Origin of the sequence: Ruegeria sp. HKCCA4008, assembly GCF_013033125.1 — a bacterium.
In the GTDB taxonomy this organism is placed as follows: Bacteria; Pseudomonadota; Alphaproteobacteria; order Rhodobacterales; family Rhodobacteraceae; genus Ruegeria.
On the sequence record NZ_WQDM01000002.1, the window covers coordinates 452,502 to 475,367 of the forward strand.

The following is a 22,866-nucleotide window of genomic DNA, read 5'->3' on the forward strand; positions in this document are numbered from 1 at the left end:
AATGTGTTTGGTATGCAGCTTGGGCAACTGGCCCGCTGCCCGTACAAGCTAAAACCCGGGCCCATAACAATCAATACTATGATTTATTGAATGTTGTTCAGGCTTTAGCATCGGTTTGCAGGGTTCAACATAGACGTTTTGACAGGGGCGTCGCGCTTTTCATCCCGCCAATCCTGCCTATGTTGGAGGCAGACGACGTCTGGAGGTCCTGATGGAACGATTCGACAACAGCCCGGAAACGGCATTGAAGTGGCACCGCAATGGCAGCGGCGCCGCGCTTGCCACGGTTGTCGAAACCTGGGGCAGCGCGCCACGCCGGGTGGGGTCCCAGCTGGTGGTCGGCGGCGATGGCCGGATCGAAGGCTCTGTGTCGGGCGGCTGTGTCGAAGGCGCGGTGATCGTCGAAGCGCTTGAGGCCATTGACGAAGGCGAAGCCCGCTTGCTGGAATTCGGGGTGAGCGACGAAGATGCCTTTGCGGTCGGGCTGGCCTGTGGCGGGACCATTCGCGTTCTTGTCGAACCCGTTGGAAAGGTTCTGCCCGAACCGATGCTTGCGGAACTGGTTGCAGCCCGCGCAGCGCGCGAACCCATCGCTTACGAAGTCAATATCGATACCGGGCACAGAGCCTTGCGTCGTAACGCCTATGCGGAACGGCTGCGCATGGATCGGTCTGGTTTTGGAGAAGATGGCCAGACCTTTGTGGCCGTTCACAACCCGCCGCTGCGATTGATCGTTGTTGGTGCGGTGCATATCGCACAGGCATTGGTGCCGATGGCGCGAATTGCCGGGTATGATCCGGCCATAATAGACCCGCGCGACGCGTTTGCATCCAGCGCCCGTTTTCCGGGGGAAACGATCCTTACGGATTGGCCGGATGAGGCCGTTGCAAAACTCGGGCTGGATGCGCGCACCGCAATTGTCCTGCTGACACATGATCCAAAGCTGGATGATCCGGCGTTGCAAGCTGCACTGGATGCGGGCGTATTTTACATTGGTGCATTGGGATCGACACGTACCCACGCCAAACGCGTCGAGCGTATGAAAGCGGCCGGTTTCAGTGATGAGCAAATCTCGAGGATTCATGGGCCAATCGGATTGGATATCGGGGCTGCCGGCCCATCCGAGATTGCCGTTGCAATTCTGGCGCAGATGACGGCCGTTCTGCGAGGCAAGGCATGAGGTTTGGCCCGGTACCCGTCTCTGAAGCAAAAGGCGCCATTCTGGCCCATTCGGTGACGGCTGACGGTCAAAAGCTGCGCAAGGGGCTGTCACTGCAAGCAGAGCATGTGGCGCAGTTGACGCAGGCGGGCATTCGCGAAGTGATCGTTGCGCGCCTTGAGCCCGGCGATTGCCATGAAGACGAGGCCGCACGTCGTTTGGCCGCAGCTCTTGCGCCAGATGCGGCGTCGGCCAATCTGCGCGTGACCGACGCGTTCACCGGCCGGGTCAACCTGTTGGCGGACGGGCCGGGCGTGGCGGTTCTGGATGTGGATGCGCTGGAAATATTCAATCAGGTCAACCCGATGATCACGGTTGCGACGGTTCCGCAATACCAGCAGATGGGCCCGAAGAGCATGGTCGCCACCATCAAGGTCATCTCATATGCCGTGCCAGAGGCTGATGTTCGGCGGGCCGCCAATTTGGCGCAAGGGGCCGTGCGACTGGCAAGACCCGTTCACAAGACGGCAGGTTTGATCGTCACCGATATCCCCGGCGGCCCGCCCAACGACAAAGGGATCGCCGCCATTCGCGGACGGACCGAAGCCCTGGGTCTGGATTTGTGTGATGTGCAGATCGTGCCGCATCGCGTGGATGCGCTGGCCAAGGCGGTTTCCAGAACGACCGGTGATCTGCTCATGATCCTGACCGGATCCGCGACCTCGGATCCGGACGATGTTGCCCCGTCTGCTGTTCGGCTTGCCGGCGGGCGGGTTGATCGGTTCGGAATGCCGGTTGATCCGGGAAACCTGCTGTTTTTAGGTGCGATGCAGGATCGACCGGTGATCGGGTTGCCCGGATGCGCGCGATCTCCGGCGTTGAACGGGGCGGATTGGGTTCTGTCACGGGTTGCCTGCGGGATCGAAACGACCGGATCGGATATTGCCGGAATGGGTGTCGGAGGGTTGCTGAAGGAAATCCCGACCAGACCGCAGCCGCGCGCCAAACGAAAAGAATGATCCGCCGCTGATCCTGAGCGGGGCTGGATTCTGAGGTTGACCCCAGAGGCTTTAACCGAACCGGCTTATGGTTTTCTGAGCTTTGGCAATACGCCGGGTCGCCAATACGCACCGGTATCTTCCCGCGCTTTCTGATAGGCATCCACTCTTTCTCTCGCGGTCTCTCCGCCGGCGTCAAACAAATGGCCCAGCAGGCATTCAAGGACAGCCATTGCCCCCGAAAAACTGGAAAACGGGTGCAAGGTTCGCGTACTGACAGGCAGGACGACATCCGGTTCAACCCCCGGGGCGATGACCTCGCTATCCGACAACAGGACAATGCGCATCGACCGGTCCCGAGCATACCGCATCGCCTGAATCGTGTCGGCGGAATAGGGGTGAACCGTGATGGCAAACAGACAATCCTCGGCGGTGGCTTCGACCAGATCGTCGATGGCCGAACCCATGTGGCGGGGCACCAGCTGAAGCCCGGGATGGGCCATGCGTGCGGCGTAGTGAAAGTAATAGGCCAGCGCGTGGCTGGATCGTGTGGCCGTCACATAACAGCGGCGCGCCGACTTGATGTGCGCGACGGCCTGTTGCGTCAACTGGGGTGCCATGAGGCGCAGCGATCTGGCCACGACATTTATTTCGTTCTGCGCAAATCGTGCCTGCGCCGCACCAAACTGTCCTTGTTCCTTTAGGTGTTCCAGCCAATCCTGCCCAAACCTGTCCTCACCATCGGTTGTCAGAGCGTTTCGAAATGGGCGTCGAAAAGCGTCAAAGCTGTCATACCCCATGCGTTGCGCCAGCCGGATCAGAACGTTCGAGCTGATGCCGATGCGATCGGTGGTGGTTCGGATCGAATTCAACGCGAACTCGGCGGGATGATCGATGATGTACTTTACGGCGACCTGCATTTGCGCAGGCATTTCATCGATCTCGCGGCGCAATTGCGTAACGATGGCGGTAAGAGTGCGGGTCATACGGCAAACAAAACATATGTTTTCCATTTGGTAAATTGAAAACGAAACTTGAGCTCATTAGCTGAGGACAGACGAACACGAGGGCGCAATGACCGAGAGCACAGTGAAAACCATCGGAAAACCATATATACTGGTTGCTCCGAACGGGGCCCGGCGGGGCCGCGCGGATCACCCGGCCTTGCCAGTCACGACGGATCAGATCGTCGCAACGGCGCGGGGCTGCCACGAGGCTGGGGCGAATGGCATACACCTGCATGTACGGGATGCCGACGGACATCACACGCTGGATGCCGGATTGTATCGCGAAACAATCGCGGAACTGAAAAGGGTGGTGCCGGGCATGGATGTTCAGATCACCACCGAGGCAGCAGGCGTGTTCGACGTCTCGTCGCAGTTTGACTGCCTGCAACGGGTCCGGCCTGAATGGGCCTCGATTTCAGTCCGGGAAATTGCGCGGGCCGTTGATCTTGCGCCTCGGGTCTATGCGCTATGTGCGGCTCAGGGCACGCGGGTTCAGCATATTCTCTATGATTCGGAAGATGTGAAGCTGCTGGAAGACTGGCAGTCAAAAGGTATCGTCCAGCCGGACCAGACAGACCGGTTGCTTGTGTTGGGGCGCTACAGTCAGAATCAGCAATCCGTGCCAGCGGATCTGGATGCGTTTCCGTCCAGCCCGGCCAATTGGATGGTGTGCGCCTTTGGGATGCAGGAACATGATTGTCTTATCGAAACCGCGCGGCGCGGCGGTAACTTGCGTGTTGGATTCGAAAACAGCCTGACGGCACCGGATGGCACGCTTTGGACGGACAACGCGGCCTCGGTCGCGGCTTTGGTTGAAACACTTGGAAGGACCGGAACATGAGTCATGTTTTCCCACGCCACACCAAATCTGAACTTCCCGTCGCGGCGGGTGGCGACGGCGCTTATCTGATCGATGCCGACGGCAAGCGATATCTGGATTGCGGCGATGCGGCCGTGTCTTGTTTGGGGCATTCCAACCCGGCAGTGATCCGGGCTGTGCAACAGCAGGTGGAACAGATCGCATTTGCCCATACCGGGTTCATGACCTCGGAACCGGCCGAGGCATTGGCCGATCTGCTGATCCAGTACGCGCCGGGGGATCTGGACCGGGTGTATTTCGTATCGGGCGGGTCCGAGGCGACCGAAGCGGCCATCAAATTGGCGCGCCAGTATTTTCTGGAAATCGGGCAGCCCGAGCGCCGCCACGTGATCGCGCGCAAGCAAAGCTATCATGGCAACACTCTGGGGGCCTTGTCTGCCGGGGGAAACGCCTGGAGACGGGCCCAATTCGCGCCGATGCTGATCGAAATGACCCATATTTCAGCCTGCTATGAATATGCCGAAAAGCCCGAGGGTGAGAGCAGCTTTGACTACGGTCAGCGCGTCGCCAACGAGCTGGAGACGGAAATTCTGCGCCTTGGTCCCGAAACGGTTATGGCTTTCATGGCCGAGCCGGTTGTCGGTGCTACGCTTGGCGCGGTTCCGGCGGTTGAGGGGTATTTCAAACGCATCCGGGAAATCTGCGACCAATATGGCGTGCTGCTGATTCTGGATGAGGTGATGTGTGGCATGGGGCGCACCGGTCATCTGTTCGCCTGCGATCACGACGGAGTTGCACCGGATATTCTGTGCATTGCCAAAGGGTTGGGCGCAGGCTATCAACCGATCGGGGCGATGCTGTGCACAGATACAATTTTCGGCGCAATTCGCGATGGATCAGGGTTTTTCCAACATGGGCATACCTATATCGGCCATCCCGTCGCCACGGCTGCGGCTCTTGCGGTGGTCCGTGAACTGACAGAGGGTGAGTTACCGGCGCGCGCCGGACGCATGGGCAGCAAACTGCATTCCGCACTGGAAGCCGCGTTCGGACAGCACCCGAACGTGGGCGATTTGCGTGGCCGTGGCCTGTTCCGGGGTGTGGAATTGGTGGCGGATCGCGAGACGAAGACCCCCTTTGATCCATCTTTGGGCATTGCCGGAAAGATAAAGAAGGCAGCACTTGCCGAAGGGTTGATCTGTTATCCCATGGCGGGCACCCGGGATGGCCGGAACGGAGACCATATACTTCTTGCGCCGCCATTCATCATAGACGACGAGCAGATAGGCGAACTTGTCAGCAAACTGGAACGCTCTTTTTCAGCCGTTCTCTGACAAAACCGTGAGCACCCTGTTTGCCTGCGACGCGTTTGCTATGTGTCGTGGGCAACGGAATTGGAAAAGGCGACGTCCATGGTGCTGGATATCTGGCGCAGTTTCCGAACGCTCCCTGTGTGGGTGCAGGTCTGGGTCGCCGTTGTTTTGGTACCGGTAAACCTGCTTCCGTTGGCATTTCTGGATCAGCCACAGGGGCACCTGATTGCATGGTTTGCAATTTCAGGCATGGCGCTGAATGTGCCGATCATGTTGGGTGCACGCGGGATGAGCGGTGCGATGGCCTTGCCGCACATTCTGTGCTGGGTGCCACTGGTCATCATCGCGACGCTTCTGCTGTTTTCCGAAGAAACCCTGAGCCCAGCCTTTGCCGGCTTTCTCCGGGTGCTTATGATCGTCGATATCACCTCGCTGGTGTTCGATTTCCGGGACGCGGCCCGTTGGTTGCGAAGCAGGCAGGCGCCGTGAACAAAAAAGCCCCTTCAAGAGAGAAGGGGCTTGGACCGTTTCGATCTTTGGACCGGATTATTTCTGCGGCAGCGGGCCGATCATCATGATCATCTGACGGCCTTCCATCTTGGGCATGTTTTCGATCTTGCCCAAGTCCTTGACGTCCTCGGCGACGCGCTCCAGCAATTCGCGGCCCAGGTTCTGGTGTGCCATTTCGCGACCGCGAAAACGCAGGGTAACTTTGACCTTGTCGCCGTTTTCCAGAAACTTGAAGACGTTGCGCATCTTGACGTCATAATCATGCGTGTCGGTGTTGGGTCGGAACTTGACCTCTTTCACCTCGATGATCTTTTGCTTCTTGCGGGCTTCGGCTTCGCGTTTCTGCGTTTCATATTTGAATTTGCCGAAGTCCATGATCTTGCAGACCGGTGGGTTCGCATTGGGCGAAATTTCGACCAGATCAAGACCTGCATCAGCGGCCATCTGCATGGCTTTGGCGGGATGAACCACCCCGACATTTTCACCTTCGGCGCCAATCAGGCGAATTTCGGGGGCACGGATCTTATCATTGACGCGCGGGCCGGTGTCTCGTTGTGGCGGCGCGTTGTGAGGTCTGCGAGCTATGGGTTCATTCCTTTGATAATTGCAGAATTTCGAGCCCGGAATTTAAACCGGGCCGGGCCACACTTCAAGCGGCATAAACACCGGCAGTTGCGAAAAAACAGTGTTTTGTCCAGTGATTTTTGCGTTCGGGGCTGCAAAGCTCCGAACGCAAGGTGCCTTTAGCCGACAAAGGCCTTTTCGATCACGAACTCTTTGGGTTCGGAATTCGCGCCCTCGCGCAGAACAAAACCTTCAAGGATTTCCTTGATGTCCAGGTTGAAAGCCAGCGACCCGCAGACCATGGCGCGATCGGTTTCGGGCTTGATTCCGCCTTCAATGCCCAGATCGCTGAACACGGTGCCATCCTTCAGCAGGTCGGTGATCCGACCCATCTTGGGGCTCTCTTCGCGCGTGGTTGTCGGGTAATAGCGGATCTTGTCAGCAAAGCCTTCGCCAATAAGTTCAGCCAGCATTTCATCCTGACGGATGCTGTCGATCAATTGGCGGCCATATTCCAGTTCGGCCACTTCGCGGCAGGTATGGGTGATGATCACCTCGTCATAGTCTTCATATGTTTGCGGTTCGCGCAACAACGAAGCAAACGGGGCAAAGCCGGTGCCAGTGGCAAAGAACCACAAACGCTTGCCCGGCAGCAGGGCGTCATGCACCAACGTGCCAACCGGCTTGGGGCGCAGGATGATCTGGTCGCCGGGCTTGATATGCTGAAGCTTCGACGTCAGCGGGCCGTTCTGAACCTTGATCGAATAGAACTCCAGCTCATCGTCCCACGACGGCGAAGCGATTGAATAGGCGCGCAGCAATGGTTTGCCATTGTCGCCCAGCAGACCGATCATCACGAACTCGCCCGAGCGGAAACGCAGCGTGGCGGGGCGCGTCACCTTGAAAGAGAACAGGCTGTCGGTCCAATGCTTGACCTCGGTTACAGTTTGCGCGTCCGGCAGGACCGGGGCCTTCACGGCAGTTGCTTCGCTCACGGGCTTCATCTCTGTCATCGTTTACCTGCCGGTCTGCTAAACCGACATCTCCGTTTAATCTTTGATCCAAGTCAGGAAAAGGGGACAGATTGCCCCCTTTGCGTTTCAAGCTGGCGATGGGCGGATTTTAACCGCGCAAACGCGCCTGATAATTGTTCTCTTTCCAGTTGGCCCGGGAAAGCCACTGATCTTCGGGCTGGCGATCTGCCAGGTCTCCGTCAATCTCAACTTCGTCAAAGCCGCAGCGGCGCGCCATGGCATACTGATCTGCCAGAACATGACCCTTGGCGCGCAAGCGTCCCGTATAGCCCTTAAGGCGCAAGGTGCGGGCGATGGTAAAGCCGCGACCGTCGGCAAAGGATGGAAAATCCACCCGGACCAGCTTGGCACTGCCCAAGCGGTCAAAAAGCTCATCCGGGTCCGTGTCCGAGCTGACGTCCAGCGCAACCACGTCATTTGCGGCATCATCCAGAGTGACAAAGCCGTCGGTCCAGTCATCGGGCGAAAAGCCCTCATCCGTTACGATTACGTTCATGTTTTCTCTCCGATGCGCACCATCTTGCCATCGACAAAATGAATGCCGCATTCTTCCTTGTTCTGATCGCGCCAGCGGCCGGCGCGGGGGTCTTCGCCTTCCTTCACCGGCGAAGTGCAGGGCGCACAGCCGATCGAAGGGTATCCTTTGGCCACCAGCGGGTGCCGGGGCAGGTTGTTTTCTTCCATATAGGCGCGCACATCGTCCGGCGCCCAATGGGCCAGCGGATTGACCTTGATCCGGCCCGTGCCGTCTTCGACCTCGAAAAACTCGAGCGCGGCGCGCGTGCCGGACTGGAACCGTTTCCGGCCGGTAATCCAACCGCAATACCCGGTCAGGGCTTGCTGCAAAGGAAAGGTCTTGCGCAGGTTGCAGCACGCATCCGTATCCCGCAGGCGCAGCGCGCCATAGGGGTCTTCGCGTTGCAGTTCTTCGTCATCCGCCCGGATGATCCGGATGTTCCTGAGCCCCAGGCGCTCGCTGACTTCCTGCTGGTACTCCAGCGTTTCGGTGAACAGCAATTGGGTATCCACGAACAACACCGGCGTCATCTTGTCGATCACCGCAGCCATGTGCAGCAGCACCACCGATTCCGCACCAAAGCTTGAGACCAGAGCAAGCGCATCGATCTCTTCAAGGGCACCATGCATCACGTCATGGGCGCTGTGGTGACGGAACCGGGCATTCAATGCGTTGACCTTCTCGGTCAGGTCGCTGCGGTCTTTGCCCAGTTCCGTTTGGATCAGATCAAGCGGCATTCGCCCGAGCCTCGGGGTAGAGGGCGGCCTTGAACGGCTCCATGCCGACGCGGCGATAGGTCATCAGAAAGGTTTCTTCAGCACTCTCGCGCAGATCCAGGTAGGCGTCGACGATGCGTTCCACGGCCGGCACGATCTCGTCATAGGCAAAACCCGGACCGGTGCGGTCGCCGATCGCTGCCGTCTCGGTGGCGTCGCCACCCAGGGTGATCTGGTAGTTTTCGACGCCTGCACGATCCAGGCCCAGGATGCCGATATGGCCCACATGGTGGTGGCCGCAGGCGTTGATGCAGCCCGAGATCTTGATCTTCAGGTGCCCGATGTCATGCTCAAGCTTCAACTCTTCAAAGCGGGTCGCAATTTCCTGAGCAACCGGGATCGAGCGCGCCGTCGCCAGCGCGCAGTAATCCATGCCGGGGCAGGCGATGATATCGCTAATCAGCCCGATATTGGCGGTGGCCAGTTCGTGCTGTTTCAGCTTGGCGTGGATCGCGGGCAGGTCCGATTTGTGGACATGCGGCAGGATCACGTTCTGCTCGTGGCTGATACGCAGCTCATCATAGGCGAATTCTTCGGCCAGATCGGCCATCACGCGCATCTGCTCGGCGGTCGCATCACCCGGTGTCTGACCGTGTTTCTTGATCGAGATCGTAACGATCGCGTGGTCCGCGTTCTTGTGGGGCGCGATGTTGGTATCGACCCACGACCGGAAAACCGGATCGTTGGAATAGGCGCTTTCAAACGACGCAACCGAACCTTCGCGGAAGGCCGGAGGCGCAAAATGGCCCTTGATCTCATCCAGCAGCGCCATGTCGGCGCCTTTGAACTGTGGGCGAACCTGCAAGAAACGCTCATTCACCTTGGCGCGGATGGCGTCGATGCCGTGTTCATGCACGGTGATCTTGATGCGTGCCTTGTACTTGTTGTCGCGGCGACCGATCTGGTTCCAGACCGACACTGTGGCTTCAAGATAGGCCAGCAGATCATCGAATGCGACGAATTCGGACAGTTCCTTGCCGATCATCGGTGTACGGCCCAGACCGCCACCGACGATGACGCGCGCACCCAGAACGCCGTCACGTTCGACCAGTTGCAGGCCGATGTCATGCGCTTTGATCACGGCGCGGTCGTTTTCCGAACCGGTGATCGCGATCTTGAACTTGCGCGGCATGAACTGGAATTCCGGGTGGTCGGTCGACCACTGGCGCAGCAGTTCGGCATAGGGACGCGGGTCGGCGACCTCATCCGCGGCGGCACCGGCGAAATGGTCGGCGGTCACGTTGCGGATGGTGTTGCCCGAGGTCTGGATGGCGTGCATGCCGACCTCGGCCAGCGCGTCCAGCATGTCTGGCACATCTTTCAGTTTCGGCCAGTTGTACTGGATGTTCTGACGGGTGGTGAAATGACCATAACCTTTGTCCCACTTTTCAGCCAGCAGGGCCAGTTGACGCATTTGCGCGCTGTTCAGCGTGCCGTAGGGAATGGCGACCCGCAGCATGTATGCGTGCAATTGCAGATACAGGCCGTTCATCAGGCGCAAAGGCTTGAATTCATCTTCGGTCAGCGAACCGTCGATGCGGCGCTCGACCTGAGCGCGGAACTGCGCGTTACGCTCTGCCAGAAAATCTTTGTCAAACTCGGAGTAGCGATACATGTCTAGCTGTCCTTGGTTGCAGCCCCGAACCTGGGGCCTTGAAGGGGAGAGAGAAGGGCCAGAGGTCAGGCCCGGGGCTGCGGGGAAGTTTCCTGTTTGCCGTGGGCATAGTTGGACGGACCAGTGCGGCGGAAGTCTTCCCGGAAATGGGTGGGCTCGGGGCCGTTTTCGCCAGCGACGGCATCGGCCAGATAAGCGCCCACGATTTTGTTTGCCTGACGCGCGGCATCCAGCAGGCGAACCTGCGCATGCGCCTCGTCGGTGATCAGTTCTGCCTCGCTCAGGTCACGGGACCAGCGGTCATCTTCGGTCAGGTAAATCACGTCACCTTCGAGCAAGTCATTTGCAGTTACGACTTTGGGAGTAAAAGCGCGGGCCATCAGGCAAGCTCCTTGTTGAATTCGGTTACGGCCTGCGCCGCTTCGCGCGGGGCAAGGCCATAGAAGGTCAGGGCCGGTCCATCCATTTCGGCGGCGGCCAGATCGGTGGGCAACTGGTCCAAGGTGGTGGCCAAAATCCGTTGGTCGGGACGCGAGGCATTCTCGACCAGGGTAATGGGGGTGGTGCGATCGGCGCCGTGCATGATCAGACGGCCCTGAATGAACCGAGCGGATTTCTTGCCCATGTAGATTGCCGCCACGGAACCGGCCTGAGCCAGAGCGTTCCAATCGTGATCCGCGAATCCTTGCATGTCGTGCCCGGTCAAAAAACGCACCGATGAGTTGCGTCCACGGCGGGTCAGGCTTTGACCGATGCCAGCCACTGCGGCAGAGGCCGCCGTGATGCCGGGAATGATCTGCCAGGATATGCCGGCCGCGTCGACGGCCTCGATTTCTTCGTCCATGCGGCCAAAGATTGTGGGATCCCCCGACTTCAGGCGCACCACACGGTTGCCATTCAGGGCGTGTTCAACCAGAAGCGCGTCGATATCGCTTTGCTTCCACGAGGGGCCGAACCCGGCCTTGCCGACATCGACCAAAGCGGCGTTCTGGGCGGCAATGTCCAGCACAGGCTTGGTGATCAGGCGATCATGCAGCACCACATCCGCGCGCTCGAATGCGGCCAACGCCTTGAGCGTCAGCAATTCGGGGTCACCGGGCCCGGCGCCGACAAAGTCGACATGACCTTTGGGCTTGGTTGTGTGAAAATCCTGCATCGGATCGTCTCGGACATTGTTTGACTTGACTCTCAATATAGGAAATATTCCCACCAAAGCGCCATATCGCCGCTGAAATAAGGACGAATGTTCCGATTTTCGGGAAAACCGGAACAGGGGTGTCGAAACAGAAGGAAAATTGGAATGTCGGTGCGGATAGATGACACGGATCGAAAAATTCTGGCCGAGCTGCAACGGGACGCGGGCCAATCATTGGACGAAATTGCGGCTCGGGTCGGCAGTTCAAAGACGCCTGTCTGGAATCGCATTCGCAAGCTCAAGGGGGCGGGAATCATCGGCCAGCAAACGGTGCTGCTGGATGCCGAGGCACTTGGGTTCGAAGCCACCTTTTTTGTTTTGATCCGCACCTCGGAACATGAGGCGGACTGGCAACGTAAATTCCTGAAAGCATTGAAGGATCACCCCGAAGTGCAAGAGGCGCACCGGTTGGCGGGTGATATCGACTATATCCTGAAAGTCCGGGTCAAGAACGCACGTGCCTATGATCAGTTCTATCAGTCGCTCATCTCGGAAGTGCGTGTGCACAATGTCACGGCGTTGTTGTCCATGGAAGAGATCAAGTCCACGACGATGCTGCCGCTGAATGCGTTGGCAGAGGGGGCTTAGAACCCACGGCCATACCCTTCTGCCTGTGTCTTTCATGGGGCTTTGAGCCAGATGAACTGATGGGTGTTTTCATCCGGCCGGAAGCAAAATCGCCGGAAGCGTCGTGTAGAAATGCGAAAGGTGATGGCTAAGGTCTGACCAGCAGCTGATTCAGCCCGTGAAAGTGATAGCTGTCCGAATAATGCGGCGGTGCAGCCAGTTGCAGGTTCGGGCAGCTTTCGAACAGGATCGGCAAAGCAATCCGCATTTCAAGACGCGCCAGAGGTGCGCCGACGCAGAAATGAATTCCGCCCCCAAAGCTTGTGTTGACTTCAATCGGACGGCTCGGCTGAAACGTGTTCGGTTCAGCCCAGACAGCGGGGTCGCGGTTGGCCGCGCCAAGCAACAGTGCCACTTGATGGCCACGTTTGAATGAATGGCCGAACAGATCCACGTCCTCATACGCGTAACGTGTGAACATGTGCAGAGGCGGGTCATAGCGCAGGATTTCTTCGATGGTTGCGTCGAGTCCATCCGGTGCCAGGGCGTCGGGGGCGGTACGGGTCTGCAACAGGGTTTTCACCCCGTTCCCCAGTGAATGCACGGTGGCCTCATGGCCTGCGTTGAGCAGCAGGATGCAGGTGGCAACCAGCTCGTCCAGTGACAGTTTCTGGCCTTCTTCCTCGGCGCTTATCAACCGGGTTATCAGGTCGTCCCGTGGATCATTGCGCCGCAGCTCTATGTATTCCTTCAGGAATTCGGTGAACTCCCGAGATGATTTGGCGGCCGTGTCTTCGGTGTCCTGCGTGCGATTGGCCTGATACATGGCAACCATATCGTGAGACCACCGTAGCAGATCGGGCGCCATGGCTTCGGGGACGCCCAGAAGCCGGCAGATCGTGACCACCGGAACCTGAGTGCAATAGGCTTCCAACAGGTCGAACGTGTTCCGAGGGAATTCCTTGATCAGGCCGTGGCACAGATCTTCGATGGAAGGTTGCAGCGCAGAAATCGCCCGTGACGTGAAGGCGCGCATCACCAATGACCGAAGGCGTGTGTGCCTTGGCGGTTCTGCCTCAAGCAGTGAATGGGCCTCGATGGCCAGCCAGGGCGCCAGATGGGCGGGACCTTGCTCTGCCAGTTCGGGCGGTACCTCGCGGCCAAATCTGCGGTCCCGAAATAGGGTGCGAACTGCGCGGTTTGAAACCGCGGCGACCACACCATAGTCCTGCCAATAGAACAGATCGCCTGAGCCTCGCGCCTTGTCGTAGAACGGGTAGGGGTTTTGGACGAAACCCGGGTCTGTCGGTGATTGCGAAAAAGACTTCATGCGCCGCACACTTGCCATGCGGCGCATTGAATGCAAGACCCTGTCTATGCACAGGGTTTGGTTCATTTCCGGTTTTTTGCTCGCCGTTGGGCTATTGTCGGGGTTTGTCTGGTCTTATGGATATCGACAGGCCCTGTCTCAGCTGAGCGAGAAGGCAGAGGCAGATCTTGAGCTGGCGGCTGACCGGCTGAGCACGCAGATGCAAGTGTATCAGGAACTTGCCGTACTGATGGCAACTCATCCCGTTTTGCATGAACTGGATACGCAGGCCGGTATTCGCCAAGCCCGGGCAACGCTGCTGGACGTCGCTGACAAAACGGCCGCCGTAAACATGATGTATCTGGATACGAACGGACACGTGCTGGTATCGGCGCAGCCTGTGTCCCAGCGCAACATGGCCCATCATCCGGCTTTCCGCCGTGCGATGCAGGGCGCCTTGGGCAGTGCGCATGAGGTTGTACCTTCGGGCGAAGACCGGATCTATTCCTATGCCGCCCCCACTTTTGGCCCGTCTGGCCAGATCGAAGGCGCGTTGATGGTCGTTGCTGATGTTCAGGACGTTGAACAAACGTGGCGCGGCAGTACCGAGGCGGTTTTCTTTGTCGATTCAGATGGTGTCGTTTTCATTTCCAACAGATCCGACCTGCTGTTCTGGCGCCGGGCGGACGGTGAGGCGGGATTGACGCCGCCAGATGGTGCGGCCGTCGATTTTTCTTCGAAACAGGTCGGCAGGCACGAGTTGTGGCATTTGAACTGGGGGCGTTACCTGCCGCGCGATGCGCTGCATCTGACCCTTGATTTGCCGGTGATCGACATGACGGCCGAGGTTCTGGTGGATGTGGCGCCAGCCCTTCAGCTTGCCAGGCTTCAGGCGGCGGCCGTCGCGGCGATCTGTCTGGCCTTTGGGGCCATGCTCTTTCTTGCCATGGAGCGGCGGCGGGCATTGGCAGAAGCGAATGCCGTTCTGGAAAGCCGTGTGGCCAAACGTACCCATGACCTGACAGTGGCAAATGCCAGTTTGCGCAAGGAAGTGGCGGAACGGGAAGAAGCCGAGGCGGCGCTGCGGCGGGCCCAGGCAGACCTGGTGCAGGCGGGAAAGCTCAGCGCATTGGGGCAAATGTCGGCGGGGATCAGCCATGAACTGAACCAGCCGCTTATGGCCATACGACAATTCGCGGATAACGGTTCAGCGTTCATGACGCGGGGAAAACCTGAAATGGCTGCCGAGAATCTGGGCCGGATCTCGGAAATGGCGGCGCGGATGGCGCGGATCATCAAGAACCTTCGCGCCTTTGCCCGCAACGAAAGCGAACCGATGGGGCGGGTTGACCTGATACAGGTTCTCAACACCGCTGTTGAACTGACCGAGGCCCGCCTGCGAGACGACGATGTAACCCTGAACTGGAACCCCCCGAATGGCGCTGTGTATGTTTGGGGGGGTGAAGTACGTTTGGTGCAGGTGTTCGTAAATCTGATCAACAATGCGGCGGATGCAATGCTGGGGCGACCAAAACGGATTATTACGATAACGCTGCGAAAAGGCGCACGATTGAGCGTTTCCTTGCAGGATACTGGCCCGGGCATTGAAGACCCCGACCGGATGTTCGAGCCCTTCTATTCCACGAAAAGCGTTGGATCGTCAGAAGGTTTGGGGCTGGGGCTTTCCATTTCCTACGGGCTGGTTCAAAGTTTTGGTGGGGATATACGGGGCGCGAACACGGCGGATGGGGCCATGTTTACCGTCGAACTGGAACCCTGCGACAAGGAAGAGGCCGCATGATGCGCAGGGTTTTGTTGGTCGATGATGATGCCGCCGTACGCGAGGCCCTGTCTCAAACTCTGGAATTGGCGGATTATCAGCCAACGACCGCTGGATCCTTTGTGGCGGCCAAGGATCACATCAGCCGCGAGTTTCCCGGTGTCATCATCTCGGATATCCGCATGCCGGGGCGGGACGGGTTCCACCTTTTGTCTTATGCCCGAGAGGTCGATCCGGATCTTCCCGTGGTTCTTCTGACGGGTGAGGGCGATATTCCCATGGCCGTCGACGCCATGGGAAAGGGTGCGTTCGATTTTCTGGAAAAGCCGTGCGCCGCGTCCGATCTTCTGGAGGTGCTTGAACGCGCCTTTGCAACCCGTTCGCAGGTGTTGGAGCAAAGAGCGGCGAAATCCGAGTTGGAACGAGGAGACCCCGCCGCGCGTTTGCTGTTCGGACTGTCTCCGCAGGCCGAGGCCCTGCGCGAACGGGTTCGGACCGTTGCGCCAACAGGTGCCGAAGTTCTTGTGACGGGACCGCCAGGCAGCGGCATCTCGAAGGTCGCCGAGGTCGTGCATCTGATGTCGCCAGCAGGGCAGGGACCATTTGTCAAACGCACGGCCTCAAGCCTCAGCCCCGACGACTTGGCCGAGAGCTGTGAAGATGCGGCAGGTGGGTCATTGTTTCTGGACGAAGTCTCGGCCATGCCCCATGCCACGCAATTTGCGGCGTTGGAGATCATCGAGCATGGACCAGGCGGGCGTATCATTGCGGGAACGACCGCTGATCTTTCAGCGCTGAGTTCTGAAGGCCGGTTCAATGCAGACCTGTTTTACAGGCTGGATGTCATGCGGGTGCGTATTCCATCGCTGGCAGAACGCCCCGACGACATTCCGGTGATCTTCCGCCATTACGTTGCACAGGCCGCAGAACAGGCGGGGATCGTGGCGCCGGAAATCTCGTCCGAGCATCTGGCGTCGCTAATGGCCAGCGACTGGCCGGGGAATGCGCGATCCCTGATGTCAGCCGCGATGCGCTTCGTGCTGGGAATGCCGGAAGAAGTCGCGCAGGCAACTGATCTGGGGCTCAGCGAACAGATGGCGCGGGTGGAGCGGTCGCTGCTCATCGCGGCGCTGGGTCGTCACAACGGTAAGGCATCAGATGCGGCGAAGGCATTGAAACTGCCGCGCAAGACATTTTACGACAAGCTGGCACGGTACCAGATTCGGGCCGAGGATTACCGGCGGTAACGGTCGGGCTCCCGCCACCTTTTTCCGTTTTAACATGCGTCTAAAGCTGTTGGGCCGGGCAGCCCGCTGTCGCGGGCTGCGGTTTCGCGCCAGTTGATTCGGGTGTTTTGATTCGCAGGGTGTGCGGATTTCCGCACAAACTGGAAGATTGCTGTGCGGAATTTCGCACTCGGGGTTTCGAGTGCGTCAAGTATCCATTGCAGAACGGTTCATAACCTTATGAAATAAAATCACTAAATAGAAACTCGAGGAGCAAAAAACAAATCGTTGAGTGGATCGTGCCGATTCGTTTCACTTCGCTGCATCTGATACCGAATTGGTGTCGAAGGACAGTTTCAAGGAAGTCTGGGAGGAAAAGACAGATGAAATTCCTGACAACGGCAGCAACCGCTCTGGCGCTGACAGTCACAGCCACCGCAGGGATGGCAGCCTGTGACGATGGTGAAATCGTCGTCAAGTTCGCGCATGTGACCAACACTGACAAACACCCCAAGGGCATTGCCGCATCGCTGCTGGAACAGCGCGTCAATGATGAGATGAACGGCGTGATGTGCATGGAGGTCTATCCGAACTCGACCCTGTACAACGACGACAAGGTGCTGGAGGCGATGTTGCAGGGCGACGTTCAGCTGGCCGCGCCGTCACTGTCAAAGTTCGAGAAGTTCACCAAGCAGTTCCGCCTGTTTGACCTGCCTTTCATGTTCAAGAACATCGATGCTGTGGATGCATTCCAGGCTTCGGCCGATGGTCAGGCGATGAAGGACAGCATGCAGCGCCGTGGCCTTCAGGGGCTGGCCTTCTGGCACAACGGCATGAAGCAGATGTCGGCCAACAAGCCGCTGGTTGATCCGTCGGATGCAAACGGCCTGAAGTTCCGTGTTCAGTCCTCGGACGTTCTGGTGGCACAGATGGAGGCCATTGGTGGCAGCCCGCAGAAAATGGCGTTCTCGGAAGTTTACGGCGCGCTGCAACAGGGGGTTGTGGATGGTCAGGAAAACACCTGGTCGAACATCTATGGCAAGAAGTTCTTCGAAGTGCAGGACGGCATCACCGAGACCAACCACGGCATCATCGACTATCTGGTCGTGACCTCTGTGGACTGGCTGGACAGCCTGGATCCGGACGTGCGTGACCAGTTCCTGACCATTCTGGCTGAAGTCACGGAAACACGGAACAAAGAAGCCTTTGCCGTGAACGAAGCAGCCAAAGCCTCGATCGTTGAAGCAGGCGGTGTCATCCGCGAGTTGACCCCGGAACAGCGTCAGGCCTGGGTTGATGCGATGAAGCCCGTTTGGGACCAGTTCGCAGGTGACGTGGGTCAGGACAAGATCGACGCGGCTCAGGCCATCAACGCCGGCTTCTGAATCTGGCCAAAGGCCGCGCGTCCGGGGACTGGGGAGTATTCGACGCGCTGGCCGGGCGGGCTGAACAAGCCCGCCCAACACTCTCTCATCACAAAAAATGCGGGGACAGAAAGATGTCTGGTGCGAATTCCGGCCAAGGCGGGCTGGTCGACCATATCGAAGAAACCCTGATCGCGTGTCTGTTGGGCCTGATGACGGTCGTGACATTTGCCAACGTGATCGCGCGGTTTGTTTTCAATTCCAATATCCTGTGGGCGCTTGAACTGACGGTGTTCACTTTTGGCTGGCTGGTGCTGCTTGGTGCCTCTTACGCGGTCAAGAAACACTCTCATCTGGGTGTTGATGCGATCCTGAACATGCTGGCCCCAGCGCCGCGTCGCATTCTGGCGCTCATCGCTGTGGGGTGCTGTCTGGTGTTTTCGCTGCTGTTGCTGAAAGGCGCCTATGACTATTGGGCGGTCTTCGCGGATCTGCCGCCGACATCCGGACGCTGGTTCCCGACCGGGTTCAACTTCGACGCCCGCAGCCAGAGCTTCTATGAGGTGGACGATATCCCGATGGTCGCTCCGCTGCGGTTTCTGGAAGACCTGATCAACTATGGCGAAGGGTACGAGAAGCTTCCCAAAGTGGTGCCTTATCTGGTGCTGCCGGTATCGATGCTGCTGCTGGTGATCCGGTTCGCCCAGGTTGCCGTTCAGATCTGGCGTGGTGAAACGGATCGCCTTGTCGCCAGCCACGAAGTCGAGGACGAGATCGAAGAAGTCCGCGCTCAGCAAGGAGAGCACAACTAATGGACGTCGTACTTCTTTTCTCGATGGTCGTCGGCCTGCTGCTGATCGGTGTGCCGATTGCGGTTGCGCTTGGCCTCAGCTCGACCCTGTTTCTGCTGATCTACTCAGACAGTTCACTCGCTTCTGTCGCGGGCACGCTGTTCGAGGCTTTTGAAGGGCATTTTACCCTGCTGGCGATCCCGTTCTTCATCCTGGCGTCGTCCTTCATGACAACAGGCGGTGTCGCACGACGGATCATCCGGTTCTCGATCGCCTGTGTCGGGCATTTGCCCGGCGGTCTGGCGATTGCGGGCGTCTTTGCCTGTATGCTGTTCGCAGCCCTGTCCGGGTCGTCCCCGGCGACCGTGGTCGCCATCGGCTCGATCGTCATCGCGGGGATGCGTCAAGTGGGCTACTCAAAGGAATTTGCCGCCGGTGTGATCTGCAACGCGGGGACACTGGGTATTCTGATCCCTCCGTCCATCGTCATGGTCGTATATGCCGCCGCTGTTGAAGTCTCGGTTGGGCGCATGTTCCTTGCAGGTGTTATTCCCGGTCTGATGGCCGGTTTGATGCTGATGATCACCATCTATGTCATGGCCAAGGTCAAGAACCTGCCCAAGGGCGAATGGAAAGGCTGGGGAGAGATCTTTACCTCGGCCCGTGAGGCCGGTTGGGGTCTTTTCCTGATCGTCATCATTCTGGGTGGTATCTATGGTGGCATCTTCACGCCGACCGAAGCCGCCGCAGTCGCCGCAGTCTACGCGTTCTTCATTGCCAGCTTTGTGTACAAGGACATGGGCCCGCTGAGCACGGAAGAAGGCACCCAGAACCTGCCGCTGCTGAAAAAACCCCATGCGCTGATCACGGCTTTCTTTCACCCGGACACCAAGCATACGCTGTTCGAGGCTGGCAAGTTGACTGTCACTCTGCTGTTCGTGATCGCCAACGCGCTGATCCTCAAGCATGTTCTGACCGACGAACAGGTGCCGCAGCATATCGCCGAAGCGATGCTGTCGGCGGGCCTTGGCCCGGTGGCTTTCCTGATCGTGGTAAACGTGATCCTGCTGATCGGCGGTCAGTTCATGGAACCGTCTGGCCTGCTGGTCATCGTGGCGCCCCTGGTGTTCCCGATCGCTATCGAGCTGGGCATCGACCCGATCCATCTGGGTATCATCATGGTGGTCAACATGGAGATCGGGATGATCACGCCTCCGGTCGGTCTGAACCTGTTCGTGACTTCGGGTGTTGCGGGTATGCCGATGATGAGCGTTGTGAAGGCGGCGCTGCCCTTCCTTGCGGTGCTGTTCGTCTTCCTGATCATGGTGACGTATATTCCGTGGATATCGACTTTCCTGCCCAACACCTTCATGGGGCCGGAAATAATAACCAACTAGACTGTCTGAAAACTGAACAAAGCCGGGTGGTGTCAACTGCCCGGCTTTTTCGTGTCTTGAAACCGCGCGATGGGTTCTTATCTGAGGCACAGAGGACGACCTCTGCTTTCTGGGACATCATTCGGGACGACCCGTACGGATATGAGGTTGTCTTATGCCCTGGATCTTTCTTCTGTTTGCTGGCCTTTTGGAAATTGTCTGGGCGGTTGCCATGAAGCAGTCGGCCGGTTTTACCCGATTGTGGCCGACGGCCGTGATGGGCGTTTCGATGTTGGGTTCATTTGGTCTGCTGGCGCTTGCAATGCTGGACTTGCCGTTGGGGACCGCATACACGATCTGGACTGGGATCGGTGCGGTGGGGGCGTTCAGTGTCGGTATTCTGTTTCTTGGCGAAGCCCTGACACCTGCGCGGATCGCAGCTGCGGTTCTGATCGTGACAGGCCTTGTGGTGATGAAGCTGGCCTGATGCGCTTGACTTGCCAAGCCAAAGTACTTCGGCAGTTTGTAGCACACACACGCGGCTCGGAATTTTGACCGGCTCTGACAGACGCATTTTGCGTGGCTCCTGAAAAGGCGGAGGCCGGATTTGATGGCGGCGGATGTCGCATCGCATAGGTTCTGGCGCGGGATGGCGGAGTTGTCTCACAAGGTCGCAATCATCCTGTACAGGGCGGCAACCCGACCGTGCTGGAACAGATGGAAGCCCTGCGCAAGGCAGGGCGTCAGAAAACATACCGCGCCATTACACAGTGTAATTTGTTCGCTTCCCATCGCTCAGTTCGGAATCCCGCGTATCTTCGTCAACTCACGGAGTTTCGTGCGCAAGGCAGGATTTTTGTACGATCAAAGGGGACGGGCCTGTTGTAGCGAACAACCCTGACCGCAACGCGTTGAAGCGACGATCTATTGAATAACCGATCCTTGGGCCGAAGAAACTGCGGGACGAAGTCTGGAATTAGGCGCCTTCCAGCGCTTGAATGATTCCCGAGAAATCAGACGCTTTCAAGCTGGCCCCGCCCACAAGTGCGCCATCGACGTTGGAAACTGAAAATATATCCGCCGCATTGCCGGGTTTCACCGAACCGCCATAAAGCAGGCGGACGGAACGGCCCACGCCTTCGCCAAAGCGGCGCTCCAGCCGGGCGCGCATGAAGTCGTGAACTTCCCCGATTTCTTCCAGGGTGGGAACTTTGCCGGTGCCAATTGCCCAGATCGGTTCATACGCGACGATCAGGTTCTCGCCGGTCGACTGATCCGGGATCGACCCGGACATCTGGCCGCCGATGATGTCGAGCGTATTGGCCGCTTCGCGCTGCTCAAGGCTTTCACCGACGCAAATGATCGCCTTCAGACCCGCATCCATTGCCGCGCGCGCCTTGGCCCGCACATCTTCGTCATGTTCACCATGGTCCACGCGGCGTTCGGAATGGCCCAGGATGACCGATGTTGCCCCGGCATCCACCAGCATGTCCGCACTGATATCTCCGGTATGCGCGCCTGATTTCGCGGCATGACAGTCCTGACCACCGACAGAGATGGCGGTGCCCTGAACGGCAATTGATGCGCGGCTGAGCAATGTTGCCGGTGGGCAAATCAAGATATCCACCGATGCCGCCGGGTGGATCTGAGACAGCGCCTTCAACTCGGTCAACTCAGCGCCGGTCCCATTCATTTTCCAGTTTCCAGCCGCCAGCTTCTGCCGCATTTCGGTATCTCCCTGATCATCCGATGATTTTAGCATGCGGATAGCATTGTCGGCATCATCTTACAATTCTGCTCGCATGCCGATCCCGGGCGGAAACACCGAAGATCGGTCCGCATGCGACGTTCAAATGAAAAGTGATGAGGCGGGCTTAGCCTTGTTGGCCGATGCTTTCGTCAAATTTGATCGACTCACCGCAGCCGCAGGCGTCGACGACGTTCGGGTTCTTGAACTTAAAGCCGGATTCCAACAACGACACTTCGTAATCGATTTCGGTTCCAAACAGGAACATCTGGGCCATTGGCGCAATCATGATGCGCGCGCCGTCCTGTTCGACGACTTCGTCATGAGGATCTGCCTGATCGACGTATTCCATGGTGTATTCCATGCCTGCACAGCCGCCTTTTTTGACGCCGATGCGCAAACCAGCGTGACCGCCCGAATTCATCAGGCGGGTAATCTGCTCTGCGGCTTTGGGCGTTATGGTCACAGCCTGTTTGCCGGGGATGCCGAACATGTAAATCTCCGTTGTCGCGCGTTACATCCAATCTAGGGGCCAAGGCTCTTTTGCTCAAGGCAATGTGGCGCAAAGAATTTGAATTCGCTGAAAAGCTCTGTTTTTCTGCGTCGCCGCTCCGCAAACTTGCTTTGATACGGGAGGCGGGGTTAGCATCGGTCTTAAAAAGTTTTGGAACCCTGCCGGAATAGATGGCATGACATGAAGTGGTATAAATATGAATTATTTAGAGTCGAAAGTTAAGGTAGCTTCACTTGCGGCCGCACTTTTTTCTGTAAGCGTGTGTGTGATGTCCAACGAAGCTTGGGCGGCCACGGGATCCGAACGGCACCCGGTGAATTGTGCAACGGCGGAAGGGGATCTGCGCGCAATTGCATCGGAAAAGAAACATGCAGAAGACAAACAACTGGAAAGCATTGCTGCCATAACACCTGCCGGGGCTCTGTTGGGGCTGGTCACGGGAACCGAGCAAAAAAGGCTGCAAATGCTGTCAGGTGACTACGTCAAGCAATTGGACGCCAGAGCGGCAGAGATCAAGGAAACCTGCAATCAGAATTGATCGTCGTTGTCGGAACAAAAAAGGACCGTTCTCGGGCAAGAACGGCCCATATTCTTGAGCTGGGAAGCGGGGGGCGGTCATGGCGTGCCCAGCCGACGGCACCGCATACGCGAATGCCACCTTCAGATGTTATCCGTCAGGAGTGT

General features: G+C 58.2%; 24 protein-coding genes. 13 read left to right on the top strand and 11 right to left on the bottom strand.

Annotated features, from left to right (window positions below; translation table 11 throughout):
- Positions 1 to 211 precede the first annotated feature (211 nt).
- A complete protein-coding gene (locus GOW60_RS06475; protein WP_171228654.1) occupies positions 212 to 1,180 on the top strand; it encodes an XdhC family protein in 969 nt (322 codons plus the stop codon).
- A complete protein-coding gene (locus GOW60_RS06480; protein WP_171228655.1) occupies positions 1,177 to 2,178 on the top strand; it encodes a molybdopterin-binding protein in 1,002 nt (333 codons plus the stop codon). Before GOW60_RS06475 ends, GOW60_RS06480 begins: the two co-directional genes overlap by 4 nt.
- A gap of 65 nt (positions 2,179 to 2,243) precedes the next feature.
- Here the strand turns inward: GOW60_RS06480 and GOW60_RS06485 are convergent, their stop codons facing one another.
- On the bottom strand, positions 2,244 to 3,143 hold the full coding sequence (locus GOW60_RS06485) for a MurR/RpiR family transcriptional regulator (RefSeq protein WP_171228656.1): 900 nt from the start codon (positions 3,141 to 3,143) through the stop codon (positions 2,244 to 2,246).
- A gap of 88 nt (positions 3,144 to 3,231) precedes the next feature.
- Here GOW60_RS06485 and GOW60_RS06490 point away from each other — a divergent pair, with 88 nt between their 5' ends.
- The 3 genes from GOW60_RS06490 (at position 3,232) to GOW60_RS06500 (ending at position 5,786) form a co-directional block, all read left to right on the top strand.
- Positions 3,232 to 4,005, top strand: a complete 774-nt coding sequence (locus tag GOW60_RS06490) for a 3-keto-5-aminohexanoate cleavage protein (RefSeq protein WP_171228657.1) — start codon at positions 3,232 to 3,234, stop codon at positions 4,003 to 4,005.
- On the top strand, positions 4,002 to 5,318 hold the full coding sequence (locus GOW60_RS06495; protein ID WP_171228658.1) for an aspartate aminotransferase family protein: 1,317 nt from the start codon (positions 4,002 to 4,004) through the stop codon (positions 5,316 to 5,318). Before GOW60_RS06490 ends, GOW60_RS06495 begins: the two co-directional genes overlap by 4 nt.
- 78 nt (positions 5,319 to 5,396) lie before the next feature.
- Complete coding sequence (locus tag GOW60_RS06500) at positions 5,397 to 5,786, top strand: hypothetical protein (RefSeq protein ID WP_171228659.1); 390 nt, start codon at positions 5,397 to 5,399, stop codon at positions 5,784 to 5,786.
- A 57-nt stretch (positions 5,787 to 5,843) separates the two neighbouring features.
- Here the strand turns inward: GOW60_RS06500 and infC are convergent, their stop codons facing one another.
- The 7 genes from infC to cobA form a co-directional block, all read right to left on the bottom strand.
- On the bottom strand, positions 5,844 to 6,392 hold the full coding sequence (gene infC, locus GOW60_RS06505; RefSeq protein ID WP_152457832.1) for a translation initiation factor IF-3: 549 nt from the start codon (positions 6,390 to 6,392) through the stop codon (positions 5,844 to 5,846).
- 158 nt (positions 6,393 to 6,550) lie between these two features.
- Positions 6,551 to 7,384, bottom strand: a complete 834-nt coding sequence (locus GOW60_RS06510) for a ferredoxin--NADP reductase (RefSeq protein ID WP_171228660.1) — start codon at positions 7,382 to 7,384, stop codon at positions 6,551 to 6,553.
- 109 nt (positions 7,385 to 7,493) lie between these two features.
- Entirely contained in the window at positions 7,494 to 7,901 is a 408-nt protein-coding gene (locus GOW60_RS06515; protein WP_171116164.1) for a DUF934 domain-containing protein, read from the bottom strand.
- The gene (locus GOW60_RS06520) at positions 7,898 to 8,659 is read right to left on the bottom strand and encodes a phosphoadenylyl-sulfate reductase (protein WP_171116163.1); all 762 of its coding nucleotides are present in this window, start codon (positions 8,657 to 8,659) and stop codon (positions 7,898 to 7,900) included. The genes GOW60_RS06515 and GOW60_RS06520 overlap by 4 nt, the downstream gene beginning before the upstream one ends.
- Entirely contained in the window at positions 8,649 to 10,313 is a 1,665-nt protein-coding gene (locus tag GOW60_RS06525) for a nitrite/sulfite reductase (RefSeq protein WP_171228661.1), read from the bottom strand. The genes GOW60_RS06520 and GOW60_RS06525 overlap by 11 nt, the downstream gene beginning before the upstream one ends.
- Positions 10,314 to 10,378: 65 nt before the next feature.
- Entirely contained in the window at positions 10,379 to 10,693 is a 315-nt protein-coding gene (locus GOW60_RS06530) for a DUF2849 domain-containing protein (RefSeq protein WP_152457837.1), read from the bottom strand.
- Entirely contained in the window at positions 10,693 to 11,469 is a 777-nt protein-coding gene (cobA, locus tag GOW60_RS06535; protein WP_171228662.1) for a uroporphyrinogen-III C-methyltransferase, read from the bottom strand. The genes GOW60_RS06530 and cobA overlap by 1 nt, the downstream gene beginning before the upstream one ends.
- 144 nt (positions 11,470 to 11,613) lie before the next feature.
- Between cobA and GOW60_RS06540 the strand changes: the two genes are divergently transcribed.
- Positions 11,614 to 12,096 (top strand): Lrp/AsnC family transcriptional regulator, encoded by a 483-nt coding sequence (locus GOW60_RS06540; protein ID WP_117869097.1) that lies wholly within the window; start codon positions 11,614 to 11,616, stop codon positions 12,094 to 12,096.
- A gap of 127 nt (positions 12,097 to 12,223) precedes the next feature.
- Here GOW60_RS06540 and GOW60_RS06545 read toward each other — a convergent pair whose 3' ends face one another.
- Positions 12,224 to 13,405, bottom strand: a complete 1,182-nt coding sequence (locus GOW60_RS06545) for a cytochrome P450 (RefSeq protein ID WP_171228663.1) — start codon at positions 13,403 to 13,405, stop codon at positions 12,224 to 12,226.
- On the opposite strand from GOW60_RS06545, the gene GOW60_RS06550 reads away from it, so the two are divergent.
- The 6 genes from GOW60_RS06550 (at position 13,404) to GOW60_RS06575 (ending at position 20,408) form a co-directional block, all read left to right on the top strand.
- Entirely contained in the window at positions 13,404 to 15,185 is a 1,782-nt protein-coding gene (locus tag GOW60_RS06550; RefSeq protein ID WP_171228664.1) for an ATP-binding protein, read from the top strand. The two genes, GOW60_RS06545 and GOW60_RS06550, sit on opposite strands and share 2 nt — an antisense overlap.
- Positions 15,182 to 16,411, top strand: coding sequence for a sigma-54 dependent transcriptional regulator (locus tag GOW60_RS06555; protein ID WP_171228665.1), 1,230 nt, complete (start codon positions 15,182 to 15,184; stop codon positions 16,409 to 16,411). The genes GOW60_RS06550 and GOW60_RS06555 overlap by 4 nt, the downstream gene beginning before the upstream one ends.
- A gap of 362 nt (positions 16,412 to 16,773) precedes the next feature.
- Positions 16,774 to 17,775 carry a DctP family TRAP transporter solute-binding subunit gene (locus tag GOW60_RS06560; protein WP_171228666.1) on the top strand — a complete coding sequence of 334 codons (1,002 nt, stop codon included), beginning with the start codon at positions 16,774 to 16,776 and terminating at the stop codon, positions 17,773 to 17,775.
- Positions 17,776 to 17,888: 113 nt separating this feature from the next.
- Positions 17,889 to 18,566, top strand: coding sequence for a TRAP transporter small permease (locus GOW60_RS06565; RefSeq protein ID WP_152457843.1), 678 nt, complete (start codon positions 17,889 to 17,891; stop codon positions 18,564 to 18,566).
- Entirely contained in the window at positions 18,566 to 19,942 is a 1,377-nt protein-coding gene (locus GOW60_RS06570; RefSeq protein WP_171228667.1) for a TRAP transporter large permease, read from the top strand. Before GOW60_RS06565 ends, GOW60_RS06570 begins: the two co-directional genes overlap by 1 nt.
- Positions 19,943 to 20,096: 154 nt before the next feature.
- A complete protein-coding gene (locus GOW60_RS06575; protein ID WP_171228668.1) occupies positions 20,097 to 20,408 on the top strand; it encodes a multidrug efflux SMR transporter in 312 nt (103 codons plus the stop codon).
- A gap of 489 nt (positions 20,409 to 20,897) precedes the next feature.
- Here GOW60_RS06575 and tpiA read toward each other — a convergent pair whose 3' ends face one another.
- Positions 20,898 to 21,647 (bottom strand): triose-phosphate isomerase, encoded by a 750-nt coding sequence (gene tpiA / locus GOW60_RS06580; RefSeq protein ID WP_171228669.1) that lies wholly within the window; start codon positions 21,645 to 21,647, stop codon positions 20,898 to 20,900.
- A 148-nt stretch (positions 21,648 to 21,795) separates the two neighbouring features.
- Positions 21,796 to 22,161: an iron-sulfur cluster assembly accessory protein gene (locus tag GOW60_RS06585; protein ID WP_171228670.1), complete on the bottom strand. Its 366-nt coding sequence runs from the start codon at positions 22,159 to 22,161 to the stop codon at positions 21,796 to 21,798.
- A gap of 289 nt (positions 22,162 to 22,450) precedes the next feature.
- Here GOW60_RS06585 and GOW60_RS06590 point away from each other — a divergent pair, with 289 nt between their 5' ends.
- Positions 22,451 to 22,720 (top strand): hypothetical protein, encoded by a 270-nt coding sequence (locus GOW60_RS06590; protein WP_254443852.1) that lies wholly within the window; start codon positions 22,451 to 22,453, stop codon positions 22,718 to 22,720.
- Positions 22,721 to 22,866: the final 146 nt, after the last annotated feature.

Excerpts from the sequence above, each read along its gene's own strand:
- GOW60_RS06565 (WP_152457843.1), top strand. The coding sequence starts at position 17,889 with ATGTCTGGTGCGAATTCCGGCCAAGGCGGGCTGGTCGACCATATCGAA.
- GOW60_RS06500 (WP_171228659.1), top strand. The coding sequence starts at position 5,397 with ATGGTGCTGGATATCTGGCGCAGTTTCCGAACGCTCCCTGTGTGGGTG.
- tpiA (WP_171228669.1), bottom strand. The coding sequence starts at position 21,647 with ATGCGGCAGAAGCTGGCGGCTGGAAACTGGAAAATGAATGGGACCGGC.
- cobA (WP_171228662.1), bottom strand. The coding sequence starts at position 11,469 with ATGCAGGATTTTCACACAACCAAGCCCAAAGGTCATGTCGACTTTGTC.
- GOW60_RS06550 (WP_171228664.1), top strand. The coding sequence starts at position 13,404 with ATGCGCCGCACACTTGCCATGCGGCGCATTGAATGCAAGACCCTGTCT.
- GOW60_RS06545 (WP_171228663.1), bottom strand. The coding sequence starts at position 13,405 with ATGAAGTCTTTTTCGCAATCACCGACAGACCCGGGTTTCGTCCAAAAC.
- GOW60_RS06495 (WP_171228658.1), top strand. The coding sequence starts at position 4,002 with ATGAGTCATGTTTTCCCACGCCACACCAAATCTGAACTTCCCGTCGCG.
- GOW60_RS06570 (WP_171228667.1), top strand. The coding sequence starts at position 18,566 with ATGGACGTCGTACTTCTTTTCTCGATGGTCGTCGGCCTGCTGCTGATC.
- GOW60_RS06480 (WP_171228655.1), top strand. The coding sequence starts at position 1,177 with ATGAGGTTTGGCCCGGTACCCGTCTCTGAAGCAAAAGGCGCCATTCTG.
- GOW60_RS06540 (WP_117869097.1), top strand. The coding sequence starts at position 11,614 with ATGTCGGTGCGGATAGATGACACGGATCGAAAAATTCTGGCCGAGCTG.
- GOW60_RS06490 (WP_171228657.1), top strand. The coding sequence starts at position 3,232 with ATGACCGAGAGCACAGTGAAAACCATCGGAAAACCATATATACTGGTT.
- GOW60_RS06520 (WP_171116163.1), bottom strand. The coding sequence starts at position 8,659 with ATGCCGCTTGATCTGATCCAAACGGAACTGGGCAAAGACCGCAGCGAC.
- GOW60_RS06585 (WP_171228670.1), bottom strand. The coding sequence starts at position 22,161 with ATGTTCGGCATCCCCGGCAAACAGGCTGTGACCATAACGCCCAAAGCC.
- GOW60_RS06575 (WP_171228668.1), top strand. The coding sequence starts at position 20,097 with ATGCCCTGGATCTTTCTTCTGTTTGCTGGCCTTTTGGAAATTGTCTGG.
- GOW60_RS06590 (WP_254443852.1), top strand. The coding sequence starts at position 22,451 with ATGTCCAACGAAGCTTGGGCGGCCACGGGATCCGAACGGCACCCGGTG.
- GOW60_RS06560 (WP_171228666.1), top strand. The coding sequence starts at position 16,774 with ATGAAATTCCTGACAACGGCAGCAACCGCTCTGGCGCTGACAGTCACA.
- GOW60_RS06510 (WP_171228660.1), bottom strand. The coding sequence starts at position 7,384 with ATGACAGAGATGAAGCCCGTGAGCGAAGCAACTGCCGTGAAGGCCCCG.
- GOW60_RS06475 (WP_171228654.1), top strand. The coding sequence starts at position 212 with ATGGAACGATTCGACAACAGCCCGGAAACGGCATTGAAGTGGCACCGC.
- GOW60_RS06555 (WP_171228665.1), top strand. The coding sequence starts at position 15,182 with ATGATGCGCAGGGTTTTGTTGGTCGATGATGATGCCGCCGTACGCGAG.
- GOW60_RS06515 (WP_171116164.1), bottom strand. The coding sequence starts at position 7,901 with ATGAACGTAATCGTAACGGATGAGGGCTTTTCGCCCGATGACTGGACC.
- GOW60_RS06485 (WP_171228656.1), bottom strand. The coding sequence starts at position 3,143 with ATGACCCGCACTCTTACCGCCATCGTTACGCAATTGCGCCGCGAGATC.
- GOW60_RS06525 (WP_171228661.1), bottom strand. The coding sequence starts at position 10,313 with ATGTATCGCTACTCCGAGTTTGACAAAGATTTTCTGGCAGAGCGTAAC.
- GOW60_RS06530 (WP_152457837.1), bottom strand. The coding sequence starts at position 10,693 with ATGGCCCGCGCTTTTACTCCCAAAGTCGTAACTGCAAATGACTTGCTC.